This is a genomic window from Saccharothrix sp. NBAS 001 (genome assembly GCF_056640475.1).
Genome location: NZ_CM153251.1, coordinates 8,871,896 through 8,889,467 on the forward strand (window position 1 = coordinate 8,871,896; position 17,572 = coordinate 8,889,467).

At 69.9% G+C, this 17,572-nt stretch carries 17 protein-coding genes; 14 read left to right on the forward strand and 3 right to left on the reverse strand.

The annotated features are described in order from the left end of the window. The first annotated feature begins 15 nt into the window (after positions 1 to 15). A complete protein-coding gene (locus AC0HI0_RS39670; protein ID WP_480928606.1) occupies positions 16 to 837 on the forward strand; it encodes an NUDIX domain-containing protein in 822 nt (273 codons plus the stop codon). A gap of 76 nt (positions 838 to 913) precedes the next feature. Here the strand turns inward: AC0HI0_RS39670 and trpS are convergent, their stop codons facing one another. Further along, complete coding sequence (gene trpS, locus AC0HI0_RS39675; protein ID WP_480928607.1) at positions 914 to 1,879, reverse strand: tryptophan--tRNA ligase; 966 nt, start codon at positions 1,877 to 1,879, stop codon at positions 914 to 916. 196 nt (positions 1,880 to 2,075) lie between these two features. Here trpS and AC0HI0_RS39680 point away from each other — a divergent pair, with 196 nt between their 5' ends. Continuing rightward, positions 2,076 to 2,375 (forward strand): YciI family protein, encoded by a 300-nt coding sequence (locus AC0HI0_RS39680; RefSeq protein ID WP_480928608.1) that lies wholly within the window; start codon positions 2,076 to 2,078, stop codon positions 2,373 to 2,375. Between the two features lie 43 nt (positions 2,376 to 2,418). Here AC0HI0_RS39680 and AC0HI0_RS39685 read toward each other — a convergent pair whose 3' ends face one another. After that, a complete protein-coding gene (locus AC0HI0_RS39685; RefSeq protein ID WP_480928609.1) occupies positions 2,419 to 2,595 on the reverse strand; it encodes a hypothetical protein in 177 nt (58 codons plus the stop codon). A 145-nt stretch (positions 2,596 to 2,740) separates the two neighbouring features. Here AC0HI0_RS39685 and typA point away from each other — a divergent pair, with 145 nt between their 5' ends. The 10 genes from typA (at position 2,741) to AC0HI0_RS39735 (ending at position 15,251) form a co-directional block, all read left to right on the forward strand. After that, entirely contained in the window at positions 2,741 to 4,642 is a 1,902-nt protein-coding gene (typA, locus tag AC0HI0_RS39690) for a translational GTPase TypA (protein ID WP_480928610.1), read from the forward strand. 216 nt (positions 4,643 to 4,858) lie between these two features. Continuing rightward, on the forward strand, positions 4,859 to 6,547 hold the full coding sequence (locus AC0HI0_RS39695; RefSeq protein ID WP_480928611.1) for an ABC transporter family substrate-binding protein: 1,689 nt from the start codon (positions 4,859 to 4,861) through the stop codon (positions 6,545 to 6,547). Positions 6,548 to 6,902: 355 nt separating this feature from the next. After that, complete coding sequence (locus AC0HI0_RS39700) at positions 6,903 to 8,675, forward strand: ABC transporter family substrate-binding protein (protein ID WP_480928612.1); 1,773 nt, start codon at positions 6,903 to 6,905, stop codon at positions 8,673 to 8,675. A gap of 147 nt (positions 8,676 to 8,822) precedes the next feature. Next, positions 8,823 to 9,821 (forward strand): ABC transporter permease, encoded by a 999-nt coding sequence (locus tag AC0HI0_RS39705; RefSeq protein ID WP_015098290.1) that lies wholly within the window; start codon positions 8,823 to 8,825, stop codon positions 9,819 to 9,821. Next, positions 9,814 to 10,770 carry an ABC transporter permease gene (locus AC0HI0_RS39710; protein ID WP_480928613.1) on the forward strand — a complete coding sequence of 319 codons (957 nt, stop codon included), beginning with the start codon at positions 9,814 to 9,816 and terminating at the stop codon, positions 10,768 to 10,770. Before AC0HI0_RS39705 ends, AC0HI0_RS39710 begins: the two co-directional genes overlap by 8 nt. Positions 10,771 to 10,784: 14 nt before the next feature. Continuing rightward, the gene (locus AC0HI0_RS39715) at positions 10,785 to 11,945 is read left to right on the forward strand and encodes an ABC transporter ATP-binding protein (RefSeq protein WP_480928614.1); all 1,161 of its coding nucleotides are present in this window, start codon (positions 10,785 to 10,787) and stop codon (positions 11,943 to 11,945) included. Continuing rightward, positions 11,942 to 12,994, forward strand: a complete 1,053-nt coding sequence (locus tag AC0HI0_RS39720; protein WP_480928615.1) for an ABC transporter ATP-binding protein — start codon at positions 11,942 to 11,944, stop codon at positions 12,992 to 12,994. Before AC0HI0_RS39715 ends, AC0HI0_RS39720 begins: the two co-directional genes overlap by 4 nt. Before the next feature lie 130 nt (positions 12,995 to 13,124). Continuing rightward, positions 13,125 to 13,961 carry an N-acetyl-1-D-myo-inositol-2-amino-2-deoxy-alpha-D-glucopyranoside deacetylase gene (gene mshB, locus AC0HI0_RS39725; RefSeq protein ID WP_480928616.1) on the forward strand — a complete coding sequence of 279 codons (837 nt, stop codon included), beginning with the start codon at positions 13,125 to 13,127 and terminating at the stop codon, positions 13,959 to 13,961. 92 nt (positions 13,962 to 14,053) lie between these two features. After that, positions 14,054 to 14,413 (forward strand): hypothetical protein, encoded by a 360-nt coding sequence (locus AC0HI0_RS39730; RefSeq protein WP_480934492.1) that lies wholly within the window; start codon positions 14,054 to 14,056, stop codon positions 14,411 to 14,413. Beyond that, positions 14,397 to 15,251 carry a hypothetical protein gene (locus AC0HI0_RS39735; protein WP_480928617.1) on the forward strand — a complete coding sequence of 285 codons (855 nt, stop codon included), beginning with the start codon at positions 14,397 to 14,399 and terminating at the stop codon, positions 15,249 to 15,251. Before AC0HI0_RS39730 ends, AC0HI0_RS39735 begins: the two co-directional genes overlap by 17 nt. Positions 15,252 to 15,262: 11 nt before the next feature. Here AC0HI0_RS39735 and AC0HI0_RS39740 read toward each other — a convergent pair whose 3' ends face one another. Next, positions 15,263 to 15,994, reverse strand: a complete 732-nt coding sequence (locus AC0HI0_RS39740) for a GNAT family N-acetyltransferase (protein WP_480928618.1) — start codon at positions 15,992 to 15,994, stop codon at positions 15,263 to 15,265. Positions 15,995 to 16,141: 147 nt separating this feature from the next. On the opposite strand from AC0HI0_RS39740, the gene fdxA reads away from it, so the two are divergent. Next, the gene (gene fdxA, locus AC0HI0_RS39745) at positions 16,142 to 16,468 is read left to right on the forward strand and encodes a ferredoxin (RefSeq protein WP_480928619.1); all 327 of its coding nucleotides are present in this window, start codon (positions 16,142 to 16,144) and stop codon (positions 16,466 to 16,468) included. Then, positions 16,465 to 17,547: a succinyldiaminopimelate transaminase gene (gene dapC / locus AC0HI0_RS39750; RefSeq protein ID WP_480928620.1), complete on the forward strand. Its 1,083-nt coding sequence runs from the start codon at positions 16,465 to 16,467 to the stop codon at positions 17,545 to 17,547. Before fdxA ends, dapC begins: the two co-directional genes overlap by 4 nt. The last annotated feature ends 25 nt before the right edge of the window (positions 17,548 to 17,572 follow it).

The window sequence follows — 17,572 nt, forward strand, 5'->3', positions numbered from 1 at the left end:
GCAGGATCATCTCCCGTGCCCGAGCTACGAGCGACCACGCTGGTCGACGCCCCGTTGCGCACGGTCGCCGCGGCCCTGCTGGACGCCCGGCTGCTGGCCCGGTCGATCCGGGGCCTGGGCGTGCGGATCGGCGGCGGCCCGGTGCTCTACGCGGGCGCGGAGCTGGCCGGTTCGGTCGGTCCGGTCAACGGGACGCTGCTGGTCACCAGGGCGGACACCACCGGCGTGTCGGCGGAGCTGGTCGGCGGGCCGCTGCCGAGGTTCGTGCTGATCACCGACCTGCTGCACACCGGCGGCGGCACGATGGTGGTCGACTCGGTGGAGTGGACCAGCCCCGGCGGGCCGTTCGGCCGGCTGGCGGACGTGATCGTCGGCCGGGGCCTGGCGCTCAAGGTGCTCCAGGCGCGGGCCGAGGCGGTGTCGGCGCGCAGCCGTGAGCTGGTGGACGCCAAGGTCGTGGTCGCGGCGGCGATCGTGCGCGACCGGTCGCTGCTCGCGCAGCAGCGCGGCTACCCGGCGCACCTGGCCGGCGGCTGGGAGCTGCCCGGCGGGCGGGTCGAGCCGGGCGAGGACGACCGGGCCGCCGTGGCGCGCGAGTGCGCCGAGGAACTCGGCGTCGAGGTGGTGGCGGGGGAGCAGCTCGGCCCGGACATCCCGCTGAGGTCCGACCACCTGCTGCGGGTGTACCGCGCCGACCTGGTCAGCGGCGAGCCACGGGCGCTGGACCACGCGGAGGTGCGGTGGGTCGGCGCGGGCGACCTGGCGGGGCTGCGCTGGCTGCCCGCGGACCGCGTGGTGCTGCCCGCGCTGCACGACCTGCTGGACCCCCAGTCCTGAAGTTCACCCGATCGGGCGCGTTCCGGCCTGGTTCCGGGGCAGGTGCCGAGGAACCAGGCCGGGAACGCCCGACCGGTCAGCCCAGGCCGGACATGCGCAGCGCGGCGTCCAGGCGGTGCCGGCAGCGCTCCGACGACCGCTCCGCGCCGTGCGCGCGCACCCGGTCCAGCTCGGCCGGGTCGTCGAGCAGGGCCTGCGTCCGCTCCCGCACGCCGCGCAGCTCCTCGACCACCGCCTCCGCCGTGGCCTCCTTCAGCTCGGCGTAGCCCGACAGCGAGGCCGCGAGTTCCTCCGGGTCCTTCGCGGTGCACGCGGCGAGGATCTCCAGCAGGTTCGCCACGCCCGGTTGCGCGTCCGGCGCGTACTGGACGACCCCGATGTCGTCGGTCACCGCCCGCTTGATCTTCCGCCGGACGAGGTCGGGCGAGTCGAGCACGAATACCGTGCCGGCCGCGTCTTTTGCGGTTTTCGCCATTTTGCGGGAAGGGTCCGCCAAATCGCGCACCCGGGCGGCGGTGGGCGGGACCACGGACTTCGGCATCACGAACACCTCGCCGTAGGTCCCGTTGAACCGGCGGGCCAACACGCGTGCGAGTTCGACGTGCTGGGCCTGGTCGTCGCCCACCGGAACCTCGTGCGCGCCCTGGAGCAGGATGTCCGCCGCCATCAGCACCGGGTAGGTGAGCAGGCTCAGCCGGACCGACGACCGGCCGGCCGACTTCTCCTTGAACTGGATCATCCGCGCGGCCTCGCCGTAGGTGCAGGTGCACTCCAGCACCCAGGTCAGCGCGCCCAGCTCGCGGACCAGGTCGGACTGCACCGAGACGGAGCGCGGATCGACCCCGGCGGCGATCAGCACGGCCAGTTGTTCCCTGGTCAGGGCGCGCAACCGGGCCGGGTTGTGCGACGTCGTCATGGCGTGCAGGTCACTGATGAAGTACACGTCCTCATCGGTGCCCTCGGCCGCCCACCGGCGGATGGCGCCGAGGTAGTTGCCCAACTGGACGGGACCGGACGGGGTGATCGCGGACAGCCGGATCATGGGTGGCTTCCCTTCGAGGTGTGCCCGCCCGACCGACCCCCGAACGCACGAAGGCCGCCCTGAGCGGGGCGGCCGGCGTTTCGTCAACGCACAGTTCTAGGGCCGCCGCGAGGCGGACCACCAGAACGGGTAAAGAGTGCGCATAGCCGCGATCATAGCGTGTTTTACCCGTGTGTCACGGGTCTACATTTCTTCTATGTACATCGTGCTGCTGGAGTACATCAAGCCACTGGACGAAGTCGACTACGCCCTACCGGACCACGTGGACTGGCTGAACAAGCAGTACCAAGCCGGTTACTTCCTTGCGTCCGGCCGTCAGAAGCCCCGCGTCGGCGGGGTCATCATCGCTCGGCCCATGCTGCGCGGGAAGCTCGACGCGCTGCTCGCGACCGATCCCTTTGCGGTGCAGAAGCTGGCCCGCTACCGGGTGGTGGAGTTCCAGGCCACCAGGACCGCCCCGGAGCTGACCAAGGTCAACGAAGCCGCGTTGGCCTGACGTGCGTCACGACCCGCCACCCGGTCCACCGGGTGGCGTGGGATCAGGCGGCCTTCTTCGCCGCTTTCCGCTCCGCCTTGCGGGCCGCCTTCTCCGCTTTCTTGATCTTCTTCGCGCGGGCGTCGAGCAGCGCCGTCACCGGGCACCGCTTGCAGCGGGGCTTCGACCGGCAGCACTTCTTCTTCACCTTGATCTTGCCCACGCGTCGTCTTCCCCTCATCCGGGTGACCTCACACTAGGTGAGGCTGACCTCACCCCGCTCTCGTGTGTGGTATTGACTACCGGACCGGTACGCTGTCTGGAGGCTGCGCGCGTTCTCTGTCCGGCGCCTGCCCATCCTCGACAGACAGCTCTAGGAGTTCCGCGTGCCCACGGCCACCGCGTCGATCAAGGAAACGCTGGTCCGCAACGACCTGCGCAACGTCGCGATCGTCGCGCACGTTGACCACGGCAAGACCACTCTGGTGGACGCCATGCTCCGCCAGTCCGGAGCCTTCTCGGAGCGAGCCGAACTCGTCGACCGGGTGATGGACTCCGGCGAGCTGGAGCGCGAGAAGGGGATCACGATCCTCGCCAAGAACACCGCCGTGCGCCGCCGCACGGCGGACGGCGTGGTGACCATCAACGTGGTGGACACCCCCGGCCACGCCGACTTCGGCGGCGAGGTCGAGCGCGGCCTGTCCATGGTCGACGGCGTCGTGCTGCTGGTGGACGCCTCCGAGGGCCCGCTGCCGCAGACCCGGTTCGTGCTGCGCAAGACGCTGGCCGCCGGCCTGCCGGTGATCCTCGTGGTGAACAAGGTCGACCGGCCCGACGCCCGGATCTCCGAGGTCGTCGACGAGGCCCACGACCTGCTGCTGGACCTGGCCACCGAGGTCGGCGCGGACGACTCCGTGCTCGACCTGCCGGTGGTCTACGCGTCGGCCCGCGCCGGCCGGGCGAGCCTGACCCAGCCCGAGGACGGCGGCCTGCCGGACGAGGAGAACCTCGACGTCCTGTTCGAGGTCCTGTTCAAGCACATCCCCGCGCCCACCGGCGACGCCGACGCGCCGCTGCGCGCGCTGGTGACCAACCTCGACGCGTCCTCGTTCCTGGGCCGGATCGCGCTGTGCCGGATCGAGGCCGGCCGGATCCGCAAGGGCGAGACGGTCTCGTGGTGCCGCGAGGACGGCTCGGTGCAGAAGGTGCGCATCACCGAGCTGCTGATCACCGAGGCGCTGGAGCGCGTCCCCGCCGAGGAGGCGCGGGCGGGCGACCTGGTCGCCATCGCCGGCATCCCGGAGATCACCATCGGCGACACGCTGGCCGACGTGGACAACCCGGAGCCGCTGCCCCGGATCACCGTCGACGAGCCCGCCATCTCGATGACCATCGGCGTGAACACCTCGCCGCTGGCCGGTCGCGGCGGTGGCAACAAGCTGACCGCCCGCGTGCTCAAGGCGCGGCTGGACTCCGAGCTGGTCGGCAACGTGTCGGTGCGGGTGCTGCCGACCGAGCGCCCGGACACCTGGGAGGTGCAGGGCCGAGGCGAGCTGGCGCTGGCCATCCTGGTCGAGCAGATGCGCCGCGAGGGCTTCGAGCTGACCGTCGGCAAGCCGCAGGTGGTGACCAAGACCGTCGACGGCAAGCTGCACGAGCCGTTCGAGCGGCTGACCATCGACGCGCCCGAGGAGCACCTGGGCGCGATCACCCAGCTGCTGGCCAACCGCAAGGGCCGGATGGAGAACATGTCCGGCCACGGCAGCGGCCGGATCAAGCTGGACTACGTCGTGCCCTCCCGCGGCCTGATCGGGTTCCGCACCGAGTTCCTCACCGAGACCCGTGGCACCGGCATCGCCAACGCCGTGTCCGAGGGCTACGCCCCGTGGGCCGGCGAGATCCGGACCAGGCACAACGGCTCGCTGGTCGCCGACCGCTCGGGTTCGATCACCGCGTACGCGATGATCCAGCTCGCCGACCGGGGCACGTTCTTCGTGGAGCCGGGCGCGGACGCGTACGAGGGCATGGTCGTGGGCGAGAACCCGCGCGCCGAGGACCTCGACGTGAACGTGTGCCGCGAGAAGAAGCTGACCAACATGCGCACGTCCACCGCCGACGTCATGGAGACGCTGGCCCGGCCGCGCAAGCTCTCGCTGGAGGAGGCGCTGGAGTTCTGCGCCGCCGACGAGTGCGTCGAGGTCGCGCCGGAGGTCGTCCGGGTGCGGAAGGTCACCCTGGACGCGAACCTGCGTGGTCGTGAGCGCAACCGCAACAAGCTGCGCGGCTGACCGATCGTCTGCGCGAACGCCCCCGGCACCTCGGTGCCGGGGGCGTTTTCGCTGTTCAGCGGGGTTCTGCTCGGTGCGGCTCGCAGCGCACCCCATTAATAAGGTAGGCGTGCGCCGGGCCACAGCGCCCAACCGGAACGGGCCCGGGTGCGTCCTAGTGGTGTGAAGCCCGGGGTCCTCGGTCAACTGTCGACACGTTCTGGCAGTCTCGTGCGCATGACTCGGTCTGGGGGGAACCGCGTGCGCGCGGCCGTCGCGGTGGTCGCGCTCTTGGTGCTGTCCGCGTGCTCCGTGACGCCCCCTCCGCCGCTGGTGCCGTCCACGCCGGGGATGACCGTCGTGCCGAAGGAGAAGCTGAACGAGGTCGTCGTCGGCGTGGACGACATCAAGGGCAGCTACAACCCGCACACGTTCGCCGGCCAGTCCACGATCAGCACGGCGCTGTCCTCGCTGCTGCTGCCCAGCGCGTTCCGGGCGAACACCGACGGCAGCCCGCGCATGGACCTCGACCTGCTGGCCAGTGCCGAGGTGACCAAGGCCGACCCGTACACCGTCACCTACACGATCCGCCGGGACGCCTCCTGGTCGGACAGCGCGCCGATCGCCGCCGAGGACTTCGTCTACCTCTGGGAGCGGATGCGCGAGGAGCCCGGCGTGGTCGACCCGGCCGGCTACCGGCTGATCTCCGACATCGCCTCGCGCGAGGGCGGCAAGGTCGTGGAGGTCGTGTTCGGCGCGCCCTACCCGGGCTGGCGGAGCCTGTTCGCCAACCTGCTGCCGGCGCACCTGCTCAAGGACGCACCCGGCGGGTGGGCCTCCGCGCTGACCGACAGCTTCCCGGCCAGCGCCGGCCCGTTCGCCGTCCGCACCCTCGACCAGCCGCGCGGCGAGATCATCCTGGAGCGCAACGACCGGTTCTGGGAACGGCCCGCCGCGCTCGACCGGGTGGTGCTGCGCCGGGCGAGCCAGCACGACACGATCGAGGCCCTCAAGTCCGGTGACGACCAGGCCGCGCTGATCCGCGCCGAGGCCATCGCGTTGAAAGAAATCGAGGAACTCGGCCGGACAACGCCGCTGACCACGGCCGACGCCCCGCGCGCCGAGGTCGTGCAGGTGCTGGCCCGGCCGGCCGCGCCGCAGATGTCCGACGTCCGGGTCCGCCAGGCCGTGCTCAACGCGCTGAACCGGGACGAGCTGATCGCCATCGGCAGCCGCAACGGCCCGAGCGCGAAGCTGCGGGCGGACGCGCAGGTCATCCCCCCCACGAAGGCCGGGTACCAGCCCACCTACCAGCCCAACACCACGCCGGTCGCCCAGCTGCTGACCGAGGCCGGCTACACCCAGCAGAACGGCCAGTGGGTGCGGGACGGCAAAGAACTCTCGCTCACCATCGCCGCACCCGCCGGCGTGGAGCCGTATGTGACCGTCGCGAGCCAGGTGCAACGTCAACTGTCATTGTCCGGAATCGCCGGACGGCTCCTGACAACGCCCCCCAATCAGTTGTTCGGTCGCGATCTCTCCGGACTGGCGACAAACAACGCCGAGGTGGTCGACATTGCGGTCGTGCCGCGTGTGGACACCGGTGATTCGGCCACCACGCTCGCTTCCTCGTTCGGGTGCCGCGCCACGTCGGGGGACTCAAGTACACCCATTCCGGCGAATCTCTCCGGTTTCTGTGATCAGTCCGTGCAGACCTCGATCGACGAGGCGCTGGCCGGCCGGGCACTGCTGTCCGACGTGCTGGCCCGGGTCGAGCCGGTGCTCTGGCAGCAGGCCGTCGCACTGCCGTTGTTCCAGGTAGCAGACCTGCTGGTGGTCCTGCCGCAGGCTCAGAACGTGACCGCCGGGGCCCCCTTCGCGGGGCCGTTGAGCGACGCCGCGACGTGGCGGCGGGAAGGCCGTTGACCGTTGACTCGGCTAATCGGGTGAGTTCACCCTGCCTCCGGATGCGTTCCCCGGGCAATATTGACAGTATTCCCGTCGCCCGGTTAACAAACGCTCCCGCCCGGTAACGACGGAGTAGCTTGCTGCTACCAGCGTGTCACCCTTTGGTCACGATCGGCCGATGGGTCGTGACCCTGATCGCGGCTGGTTCTTATCGTGCTGCAACGGTGTGTCGGTTCGGGGCGCGTTTGGCACATCACGGTTATGGGTGGAGTTAGACCCAAACGGGCGCTCCAACCCAGTGCTAGGAGGGCACGTGTCGATGAGGAGATCAAAGGCTGTCTCGGCGCTTGCGCTGCTGACCGGTGCCGCACTCTTGCTGAGTGCGTGTGGCGGCGGCGGTGCCGGTGAGGGCGACCAAGGTGGCCAGCAGAACGCCGACCCCGGCAAGATCGGTGGTCAGGACGAGCTGTTCAAGCGTCCCAAGGTGGACGACATCGGTGAGATCGCGGTCGCGATCGAAGAGGGCTTCCACAACTACAACAACAACCTCGGCGCGACGAACAACTTCTCCAGCACCATCGCGCTGTCGAACGTGCAGCCTTCGCCGTACATCACCGACTTGGTCGACGGCAAGTTCGTCATCAAGATCGACGGCGACCTGATGGAGTCGATCAAGGTCACTTCGAGTGACCCGCAGGTCATCGAGTGGAAGGTCAACAAGGCCGCGGTCTGGTCGGACGGCAAGCCGATCGACTGCGACGACTTCTACCTGAAGTGGCTCGCGGCGACCAGCAAGGCGACGACCAAGGGTGAGGACGGCTCCGAGGCCTCCATCTTCGACTCGTCCCCCACGGGCTACGAGAACATCGAGAAGCTCGAGTGCTCGAACGAGGACAAGACGATCACCACGTCCTTCTTCAAGGACAAGCCGTTCGCGGACTACCGCGCGCTGTTCTCCCAGGTCGGTAGCGACAGCCTGCTCCCGGCGCACATCCTGGAGGAGAAGGCCGGCGTCCCGGACATCACCAAGGTGCTGCCGTCGCAGAACGACGACACGGTGAAGAAGGTCGCGGAGTTCTACACCAAGGGCTGGCTGGGCTTCGACGCCTCGGTCGCGCTCTCCGGTGGCCCGTACCTGATCGAGTCCTCGGACCTGAAGGACCAGACGGTCCTCGTGCGCAACCCGAAGTGGTGGGGCGAGAAGCCCGCCGCCTCGAAGGTCGTGCTCAAGACCAACACCGACGCCCAGTCGTCGGCCCAGCAGCTCCAGAACAAGGAAGTCGTGGTCATCGCGCCGCAGGCCGACCCGGCCGTGGCGCAGCAGCTGCGCGGCGACAGCGCGTTCAAGGTCTACGCGGCCGGTGGCCAGACCTACGAGCACGTCGACTTCAACATGGCGCGCCCGCTGTTCAAGAACAACAAGGAGCTGCGGACCGCGATCGCGCAGTGCTTCGACCGCGAGGACCTGGTCGAGAAGCTGGTCAAGGACGTCGACCAGAACGCCAAGCCGCTGGGCTCGTTCACCTTCATGCCCACCGAGGTCGGCTACGAGGACCACTACGGCGACGTCGGCAAGGGTGACGTGGCCGCGGCCAAGAAGACCCTCGACGACGCCGGCTGGAAGCAGGGCGGCGACGGCATCTACACCAAGGGCGAGTACCGGGCGTCGTTCAAGCTCGGCCACAAGATCGTCCAGCGCCGTGCGGACACCGTCCGCATCCTGCAGGACAAGTGCCGCCAGGCCGGTATCGAGATCGTCGACGACCAGGCCGCCGACTTCAACGACAAGCGCCTCCCGGCGTCGGAGTTCGACGCCGCGCTGTTCGCGTGGGTCGGCCAGCCGCTGAAGGCCGGCGCGTACGGCAACTACGCCCAGAAGGAAAAGGGCGGCACGGCGAACTACAACAACTACGACTCGGCCGTCGTGACCGAGCAGTGGAAGGCCGCCAACGGCGAGCTCGACTTCCAGAAGCGCACCAAGATGATGAACGACATCGACAAGGAGATGCGCAACGACCTGCACAGCGTCCCGCTGTTCCAGCTGACCGACTTCGCGGCCAGCACCGCGGACATCGGCCCGATCTCCTACATCGGTGTCGGTGGTGGCGTCACCTGGAACCTGTACGCCTGGCAGATCAAGAAGTAAGTCGAGCTGCCACCAGCTCGCGACGCCAAACTGATTGAATCCGACCGGGGGGCCGGTGCCACAAGCACCGGCCCCCCGGGCGGTGTCCGCGTCGGGTAGGCTGGCCCGCTGGACGGCGGGGGCGCCTAGGGAGACTAGAGACTTGTCATGTTCCGTTACATAATCCGGCGGTTGTTGATCTCGATTCCGCTGTTGATCGTCGCTTCATTCCTTTGCTTCGGGCTCGTCAATGCCATGGGTGACCCCCTCGGCGAGTGGAAGCTCCAGAAGCCCCGGACGCCGGCGGAGATCACCGCCGCCTACGAGCGGACGGGTTACAACAAGCCGTTCTTCGAGCGCTACGTCAACTGGGCGGGCGACTTCGTGACCGGCGACTGGGGCGAGTCCGTCGTCCCCGGCAACGCGGGCAAGCCGGTCAAGGAAGAGCTGATCACGGCCTTCGGCATCACCCTGCGGCTGATCTTGATCGCCGAGATCGTCGCGCTGGTGCTGGGTATGGCCGTCGGCGTCATCGGCGCGGTCAGACAATATTCGATATTCGACTACACGGCGACGGGCATAGCCTTCGCGATGTTCTCCATGCCGTTGTTCTGCGTGGCGCTCATCATCAAGGCGGGCGGTATCAAGTTCAACGACTGGCTGGAGTCGATCGGGGCCGGCCGGTGGCTCACCATGGCCGGGCCGCCGGGTGACGGGTTCAAGGGCAACATCGGTGAGCAGATCTACCAGTACACCGGCGCGTTCATCCTCCCGACGATCTGTCTGGTGGCCATCCAGTTCGCGCTGTACAGCCGCTTCCAGCGGGCTTCGATGTTGGACACCCTGAACGCCGACTACGTGCGCACCGCACAGGCGAAGGGCGTCTCCGAAGGCCGCGCGATCTTCCGGCACGCGTTCCGCAACGCGCTCATCCCGATCGTCACGGTCTCCTCGCTGAACATCGGCGCCCAGTTCGGCGGCGCGGTGATCACCGAAACGGTCTTCGGCTGGTCCGGAATGGGCAAGTTCCTGATCGAGGCCATCACGAAGATCGAGCCCTACCAGGTGCTCGGATTCATGATGGTGACCGCCGTGTTCATCATCGTGTTCAACCTGATCGCGGACATCATGTACGCGGTCCTGGACCCGAGGATCCGCCTTGACTGAGATCGGTTCCCCCGTGGCGCAGGCACCCGCGCCCACCTCAGGCGAGGCGAGCCAGTTCGACAGCACCGCCGCCCGCAAGCAGTCCACGGTCATCCTGCGCCGCTTCCTGCGGCACAAGGCCGCGGTGTTCGGGCTGGTGCTGTTCGTCATCCTCGCGCTGTTCGCGTTCCTCGGCGGCGCGATCTGGAAGTACTCCTACACCGACCTGAGCTTCCGCCGGTACCTGCCGCCCAGCCTGGACCACCCGTTCGGCACCGACCGGCTGGGCGGCGACATGGTCGCCCAGCTGATCCGCGGCACCCAGTTCTCGTTGCAGATCGCCCTCGTGGTGGCCGTGCTGTCCACCGTGATCGGCGTCGTGCTCGGCGCGCTGGCCGGCTACCTCAAGGGCTGGGTCGACACCTTCATCAGCCGGTTCATCGACCTGCTGCTGGTCATCCCCAGCCTGGTCATCGCGGCGGTGCTGGTCCGCAACAGCTTCGTGGTCTCGGTCGCCGGCAACGGCGGCAGCTCCAACTGGATGATCGTGGCCCTCTACCTGGGCCTGATCGGGTGGCTGTCGATCGCCCGCGTCATCCGCGGCATGGTGCTCTCGCTGCGCGAGAAGGAGTTCGTGGAGGCCGCCCGCGCGCTGGGCGCGTCCACGTTCCGGATCGTGTTCCGGCACATCCTGCCCAACACCGTCGACGTGATCATCGTCAACGCGACGCTGGCCATCGCGCAGGCGGTGCTGCTGGAGGCCGCGCTGTCGTTCATCGGCCTCGGCGTCCAGTCGCCGGACACCTCGCTCGGCCTCATGATCAGCCAGAACAAGAACGAGCTGACGCTGCACCCGTGGCTGTTCATCGCCACGTTCGTGTTCATCGTGCTGATCTCGCTGTCGGTGAACTTCATCGGCGACGGTCTGCGGGACGCCTTCGACCCGCGCCAGAAGAGGGTGAAGGCATGAGTGGGGTGGATGTCATGAACGAACCCGAGTCCGCCACCGGCGGCGTGACCGGCGACAAGCTGATCAAGGTCGAGAACCTGTCGGTGGACTTCCCCACCGACGACGGCGTGGTGCACGCCGTGCGCGACGTGTCGTTCTCCCTCGGCGCGGGCGAGGTCCTGGGCATCGTCGGCGAGTCCGGCTCCGGCAAGTCCGTGTCGTCGATGGCGATCATGGGCCTGCTGCCCAAGACCGCCCAGATCGGCGGCTCGATCCGGTTCAAGGGCCGCGAGCTGGTGGGTCTGACCTACAAGCAGATGCAGCCGGTGCGCGGCAACGGCATCTCGATGATCTTCCAGGACCCGATGACGTCGCTCAACCCCGTCTACACGGTGGGGTGGCAGCTGGCCGAGGCGTACCTGGCGCACCACGACGTGTCGAAGAAGGCGGCGTTCGCGAAGGCCGTCGAATCGCTCGAACTGGTCGGCATCCCGCAGCCGGACCGCCGCGCGGCGCAGTACCCGCACGAGTTCTCCGGCGGCATGCGGCAGCGCGCGATGATCGCCATGGCGATCATCAACGACCCGGACGTGATCATCGCGGACGAGCCGACCACGGCGCTGGACGTGACCGTGCAGGCGCAGATCCTGGACACGCTGCTGCGCATCCGGGACGAGACGAGCGCGGGCATCATGATCATCACCCACGACCTCGGCGTCGTGGCGGGCATGGTGGACCGCGTGCAGGTCATGTACGGCGGCACGGTGGTCGAGCAGGGCGGCGTGGACGAGGTCTTCGAGGCCCAGCGGATGCCCTACACCGTCGGTCTGCTCGGGTCGATCCCGAACCCGCAGCTGCTCGGCAAGCGGCTCACCCCGATCAAGGGCGCGCCGCCCTCGCTGATGAACCTGCCGAAGGGCTGTTCGTTCTCCCCGCGCTGCCCGCTCGCGGTGGACGAGTGCCGCGAGACCGAGCCGCTGCTGCTGGAGACCGACCGGCACGGCCACTTCGCGCGCTGCCACCGGTCCGCGCACCTGGCGACCATCGAGCACCCGCAGCGGCTGTTCGCGACCGAGGAGATCGGCGTGGTGGAGAACCCCGCGTCGCTCACCATGGCCAACCCGGACATCCCCGTCGCCGAGGACCTCGGTGTCGTGGAGGCGCGGCGGCACGAAGAGGAGAACCCGACCTCATGACCACCACGGAATCCCACCCCAGGGCCGGGGCCACCCCGGCCGGCGCCGGCGGCGCGCCGCTGCTTGAGGTCAAGGACCTGGTCAAGTCCTTCCCGGTGCGCGGCGGCGGCATCATCCCGCGCACGGTGGGCCAGGTGCAGGCGGTGTCCGGCGTGTCGTTCGACCTGCGCGAGGGCGAGACGCTCGGCCTGGTCGGCGAGTCCGGTTGCGGCAAGTCCACGACCGGCCGGGCGATCCTCCAGCTGCACAAGCCGACCTCCGGGTCGGTCAAGTTCCAGGGCAAGGAGCTGACCAAGCTCGGCGCCCGGAACCTGCGCGGTGTGCGCCGGGACATGCAGATCGTGTTCCAGGACCCGTACGCGTCGCTCAACCCGCGCTGGCAGATCAACGAGCTGATCTCCGAGCCGTTCAAGATCCACGGCACCGAGAACGGCCAGAACGTCCAGCACCGGGTCAACGAGCTGATGGAACTCGTGGGCCTCAACCCCGAGCACCGCAACCGCTACGCCCACGAGTTCTCCGGCGGCCAGCGGCAGCGCATCGGCATCGCCCGCGCGCTGGCGCTGAACCCGAAGCTCATCGTGCTGGACGAGCCGGTGTCCGCGCTGGACGTGTCCGTGCAGGCCGGTGTGGTCAACCTGCTGGAGGAACTCCAGGAGCGGCTGGGCCTGGCCTACCTGTTCGTGGCGCACGACCTGTCGGTGGTGCGGCACATCTCCGACCGGGTCGCCGTGATGTACCTCGGCAAGATCATCGAACTCGGTGAGCGCGAGGACATCTACGCCCGGCCGATGCACCCGTACACGCAGGCCCTGCTGTCCGCGGTGCCGGTGCCCGACCCCAAGCTGGAGCGCCGCCGGCAGCGGATCGTGCTCACCGGCGACGTGCCGTCGCCGGTGAACCCGCCCTCGGGCTGCCGCTTCCGCACCCGGTGCTGGAAGGCGCAGGACATCTGCGCGGTCGAGGAGCCGAAGCTGGAGCTGCGGGGCGACAAGCTCGGCACGCTGTCGGCGTGCCACTTCGCCGAGGTGCGTTCCGTGGTGGGTTGATCCCGCAGTGGCGCGCCGGTCCGTTTCGCGACGGGTCGGCGCGGTGCGCGGGTTGGGATCGGATGTCGGGGTCATCGCTTTTGGCGGTGGCCCCGACGTCGTTGTCGGACCAGGTCTCTACGCTGATCCGGTGACGCTGACTGCTCCACCACGGCTGCTGCTGGTACACGCACACCCTGACGACGAAAGCCTGTGGACGGGCGGCACCATCGCCCGCTACGCGGCGACCGGCGTGCACGTCACCGTGGTCACCTGCACCCTCGGCGAGGAGGGCGAGATCATCCCGCCCGCACTGGGCGAACTGGCCGCCGGCGCGGCGGACCAGCTGGGCGGCTACCGGGTCGCCGAACTCCGGTCCGCGTGCGCCGCCCTGGGCGTGACCGACCACCGGTTCCTCGGCGGCATCGGCCGCTGGCGGGACTCGGGCATGGCCGGCGTGCCCGCCAACGACCACCCGCGCGCGTTCACCCGGGGGTCGCTGGACGACCAGGCCGCCGAGCTGTCGGCGATCATCGCGTCGGTGAGACCGCAGGTCGTCGTCACCTACGACGCGTTCGGCGGGTACGGCCACCCGGACCACATCCGGGCGCACGAGATCACCACGGCGGCGGCCGGCGACGTGGACCGGGTGTTCCACGCGGTGACCTCCCGGTCGGCGACCGAGGCCGGCGCGGCGGCGCTGGCGACCTGGGACGACCTGCCGTGGCGGCTGCCCGAGCCCGGCGAGCTGCCGGTCACCGACGACGCCGGGATCACCACCACGATCGACGTCTCCGACCACCTGGTCGCGAAGCTGCGGGCCTTGCGCGCGCACTCGACGCAGGTCAGCGTGTGGCAGGACGGCGCACGTGCGGCGTACGCGCTGTCCAACGGCATCGCCCAGCCCGTCGTGCAGGCGGAGTACTACGTGCTCGCGCGGGGCTCGGCGGACGGAGCGGAGACGGACCTGTTCGGAGGTCTCGATTGAGTCGGAGCGTCGAGGTGGGTGAGCGGTCCGGGCCGCCCGAGGGTCGGCGGGCGGGCGACCGGGTCGGCGGGCGGGTGGCCGTCGGGGTGCTGATGGTCGAGGCGTTCGTGCTGGCCGTGCTGGAGCTGTTCTTCCTGCCGATGCGCTTCGACGGCACGTTGCTGCCCAAGGTCTCCGACTACCAGTTCCCGGTGACGGTGCTGGTGGCGATCGTGACCACGCCGCTGCTGGTGGTGTTCGCGTCCTGGTACGCCGACCGGGCGCTGACCGCCGCCGCGCCGTTGCTGGTGTGGTTCGCGACGCTGCTGTTCTTCGGGCTGTTCGGGCCGGGCGGTGACGTGGTCCTGCTCAACGACTGGCGGACGCTGGTGCTGTTCGCGGGCGGCGCGCTGCCGGGCGCGGTCGCGCTCGGGGCGTTCCTGGGGAGGGTGGCCCGTGCCGGCGATCACTGATCGGGACGTGGTGCGGGCGCTGCGGCCGTTCGTGCGGGCGACCGGGCCCCTGCTGGACACCCTCCGGGAGACCAACCTGCTCGGCCTGCGCGACCGCACGGCGGAGGCCGGGGCGGACCGGCAGCTCGTCGAGCGGCTGTGGGACCAGCTCGCGAAGGTGAAGGTGCCGGGCACGGCGGCGTGGGCCGCCATGACCGTCGAGCAGCGCGACTCCTGGTGGCTCGACCGGGTGGGGCGGCTGCTGTCGCTGCTCGCGGCGCTGCCCGGGGTGGGCGGTGCGCTGGCCGACCGGTTGCCGATCCAGTCGACGCTCGGGGCCGCCGGGCAGGGGCTGCTGCTGTCGGCGATGGCCGGGGAGCACGGGTTCACCTCGGTCGAGGACCGGGTGCGGCTGCTCGCCTGGGTGCTGTTCCAGCGGGAGGTCGACGGGCTCGCGGTGGACGTCCGGGCGGAGGACCGGGCGACCGAGGAGCTGACCTCGGAGTTGACCTCGGAGCCGGGGCGGCGCTCGACGTTGCGGGCCATCGGGCGGACGGTGTGGAAGCTCGCCAAGGTGCTGTGGCGGCTGGAGAACGAGCTGGACAAGCGGCCGCAGGGCCGGTTCTACCACCAGGCGTTGGGGATGTTGCCGCTGGTGGGCGTGGTGGGCGACTACCTGGGGGAGCGGTCGGCGCTGCGGCGGGTGCGGGCGGCGGCGTACGAGTGGTTCGCGGCCCAGCCCGTGGTGGACCCAGTGGTGGACCCGGTGGTGGACACGGCTGCCGGTGGTGGCGAGGTGGTCGGCGGGGGTGGCGTCAGCGAGGCGGGGACGCAGGCCGAGCAGCCGGAGCCCGAGTAGCCGGTCCGCCCCTAGGCGGGGACCCAGTACCGGTAGCGGTGGTGTTCGGTGCAGCCCAAAGAGGCGTACAGCTTGAGGGCCGGGGTGTTGTGCTCGGCCACCTGGAGCGCGCAGCGCGCCGCCCCGTTCGCCACGCCCCACGACGCCAGCCCGCCCATCAGGGCACGTGCCACACCGCTGCGACGGGCCTCGGGCCGGACGGTCAGCCGTGCGATGTGCAGCAGGTCGCCCACGACCGCGCCGCGCGCCGCCGCGACCAGCCGGCCGTCGTGCACCACCGATCCGAAGCCGACCACGTCGCCGCTGCCCAGCACGTGCCGCTGGGCGGGCGTGGGCTCGTGCTGGGCGGTGAGTTCCCACCATGCGGACGTCGGGGTGGTCCAGACGCCCACCCCGCGGCCCTTCGGGGTGGCGAAGGCATCCGGCCGGCCGGTCAGGACCAGGGATTCCGCTCCACCGGGGTGGTCCACGTCGACCCGCCACCCGGCGGCTTCGACCGCGGCCTCGGAGGGCGAGCCGACGACCACGTGGGCGGTGGGCCCGATGGCGTTGCGGGCGGCGAACTCGCGGACCTCGCGGAGCGCCTCGGGGATGGGCAGGCCCGGGGAACCGGTGGTCAGGGCGCTGTTCGCCCGACCGGTGAAACCGCCGGCGGCGCGCAGCCGCCACTCGCCCAGGGGCACGTCCCGCAGTGCGGGCCAGGCGTCCGCGCACCGGTGCTCCAGTTCGTTCGACTGATTCACCCCCGCATCGTCCTCCGCCCTGGTAGACGGTGTCCTGTGAGGTGGAGCACGGTGCTGATAAGGCAAGCCTGAGCGTTGGACAATCGGACTCGCCGCGTACTCTCCGGCTTGCGCGGTGTGGACCAGAACAAGAGCAGGAGAGCAGCAGTGACCTATGTGATCGCCCAGCCGTGCGTGGACGTGCTCGACAAGGCGTGCATCGAAGAGTGCCCCGTCGACTGCATCTACGAAGGCGACCGGATGCTCTACATCCACCCGGATGAGTGCGTCGACTGTGGTGCTTGTGAGCCGGTTTGTCCCGTCGAGGCCATCTACTACGAGGACGACGTCCCGGACGAGTGGAAGGAGTACACGAAGGCGAACGTGGACTTCTTCGACGAACTCGGCTCTCCCGGCGGCGCGTCCAAGGTGGGCAAGGTCAGCGCGGACCCGGACTTCGTGAAGGTCCTCCCGCCGCAGGCGTCGCACGAGTGACGAAGCGGCTCCCGGACTTCCCCTGGGACTCACTGGCCGACCACGCCGCCAAGGCGCGCACGCACCCCGGCGGCGTGGTCGACTTGTCCGTGGGCACCCCGGTCGACCCGGTGCCGGAGATCATCCAGGCCGCCCTGTCCTCGGTCGCCGCCGAACCGGGCTACCCGACCACGCACGGCACGCCGGAACTGCGCGAAGCCGTCGTGGGCGCGCTCGCCCGCCGGCACGGCGTGACGGGCCTGGACCCGAGGGCCGTGCTGCCGACCATCGGCTCCAAGGAACTCGTCGCCTGGCTGCCCACGCTGCTCGGGATCGGCCCCGGCGACGTGGTGGCGATCCCGGCCCTGGCCTACCCGACCTACGAGGTCGGCGCGCGGCTGGCCGGGGCGACCGTGGCGCGGCTGGCCGACGGCGAGCCGCCGCCGGTCGGCACGAAGCTGCTCTGGCTCAACTCGCCGTCCAACCCCACCGGGCGGGTGCAGTCGGCCGCCGCGCTGGCGCAGGCCGTCGCGGACGCCCGCGAGGTGGGTGCGGTCGTCGCGTCCGACGAGTGCTACCTCGCGCTGCCGTGGGACTCGGCTCCGGTGTCGGTGCTGCGGGACGTGGTGTGCGACGGGTCGTTCGAGGGCCTGTTGGCGGTCCACTCGCTGTCCAAGTCGTCCAGCCTGGCCGGGTACCGGGCCGGGTTCGTGACCGGCGACCCCCGGTTGGTGGCGACGCTGCTGGAGGTGCGCAAGCACGCCGGGATGATCGTGCCCCGGCCGGTGCAGGCGGCGATCACCGCGGCGTTGGGCGACGACGCGCACGTGGCGGTGCAGCGGTCGCGGTACGGGCGTCGGCGGGAACTGCTGCTGCCGGCGTTGAAGGCGGCCGGGTTCGCGGTCGACCACTCGGAGGCCGGGTTGTACCTGTGGTCTTCGCGCGACGAGAACGCGTGGGACACGGTGGGGTGGCTCGCGTCGCTGGGGATCCTGGTGGCGCCTGGGACGTTCTACGGGCCCACGGGTGATCGGCACGTGCGGATCGCGTTGACGGCCTCGGACGAGCGGGTCGAGGCCGCGGTGGAGCGGCTTTCCTGACTCGTCGGGTCCGCGCTCGGGAGCG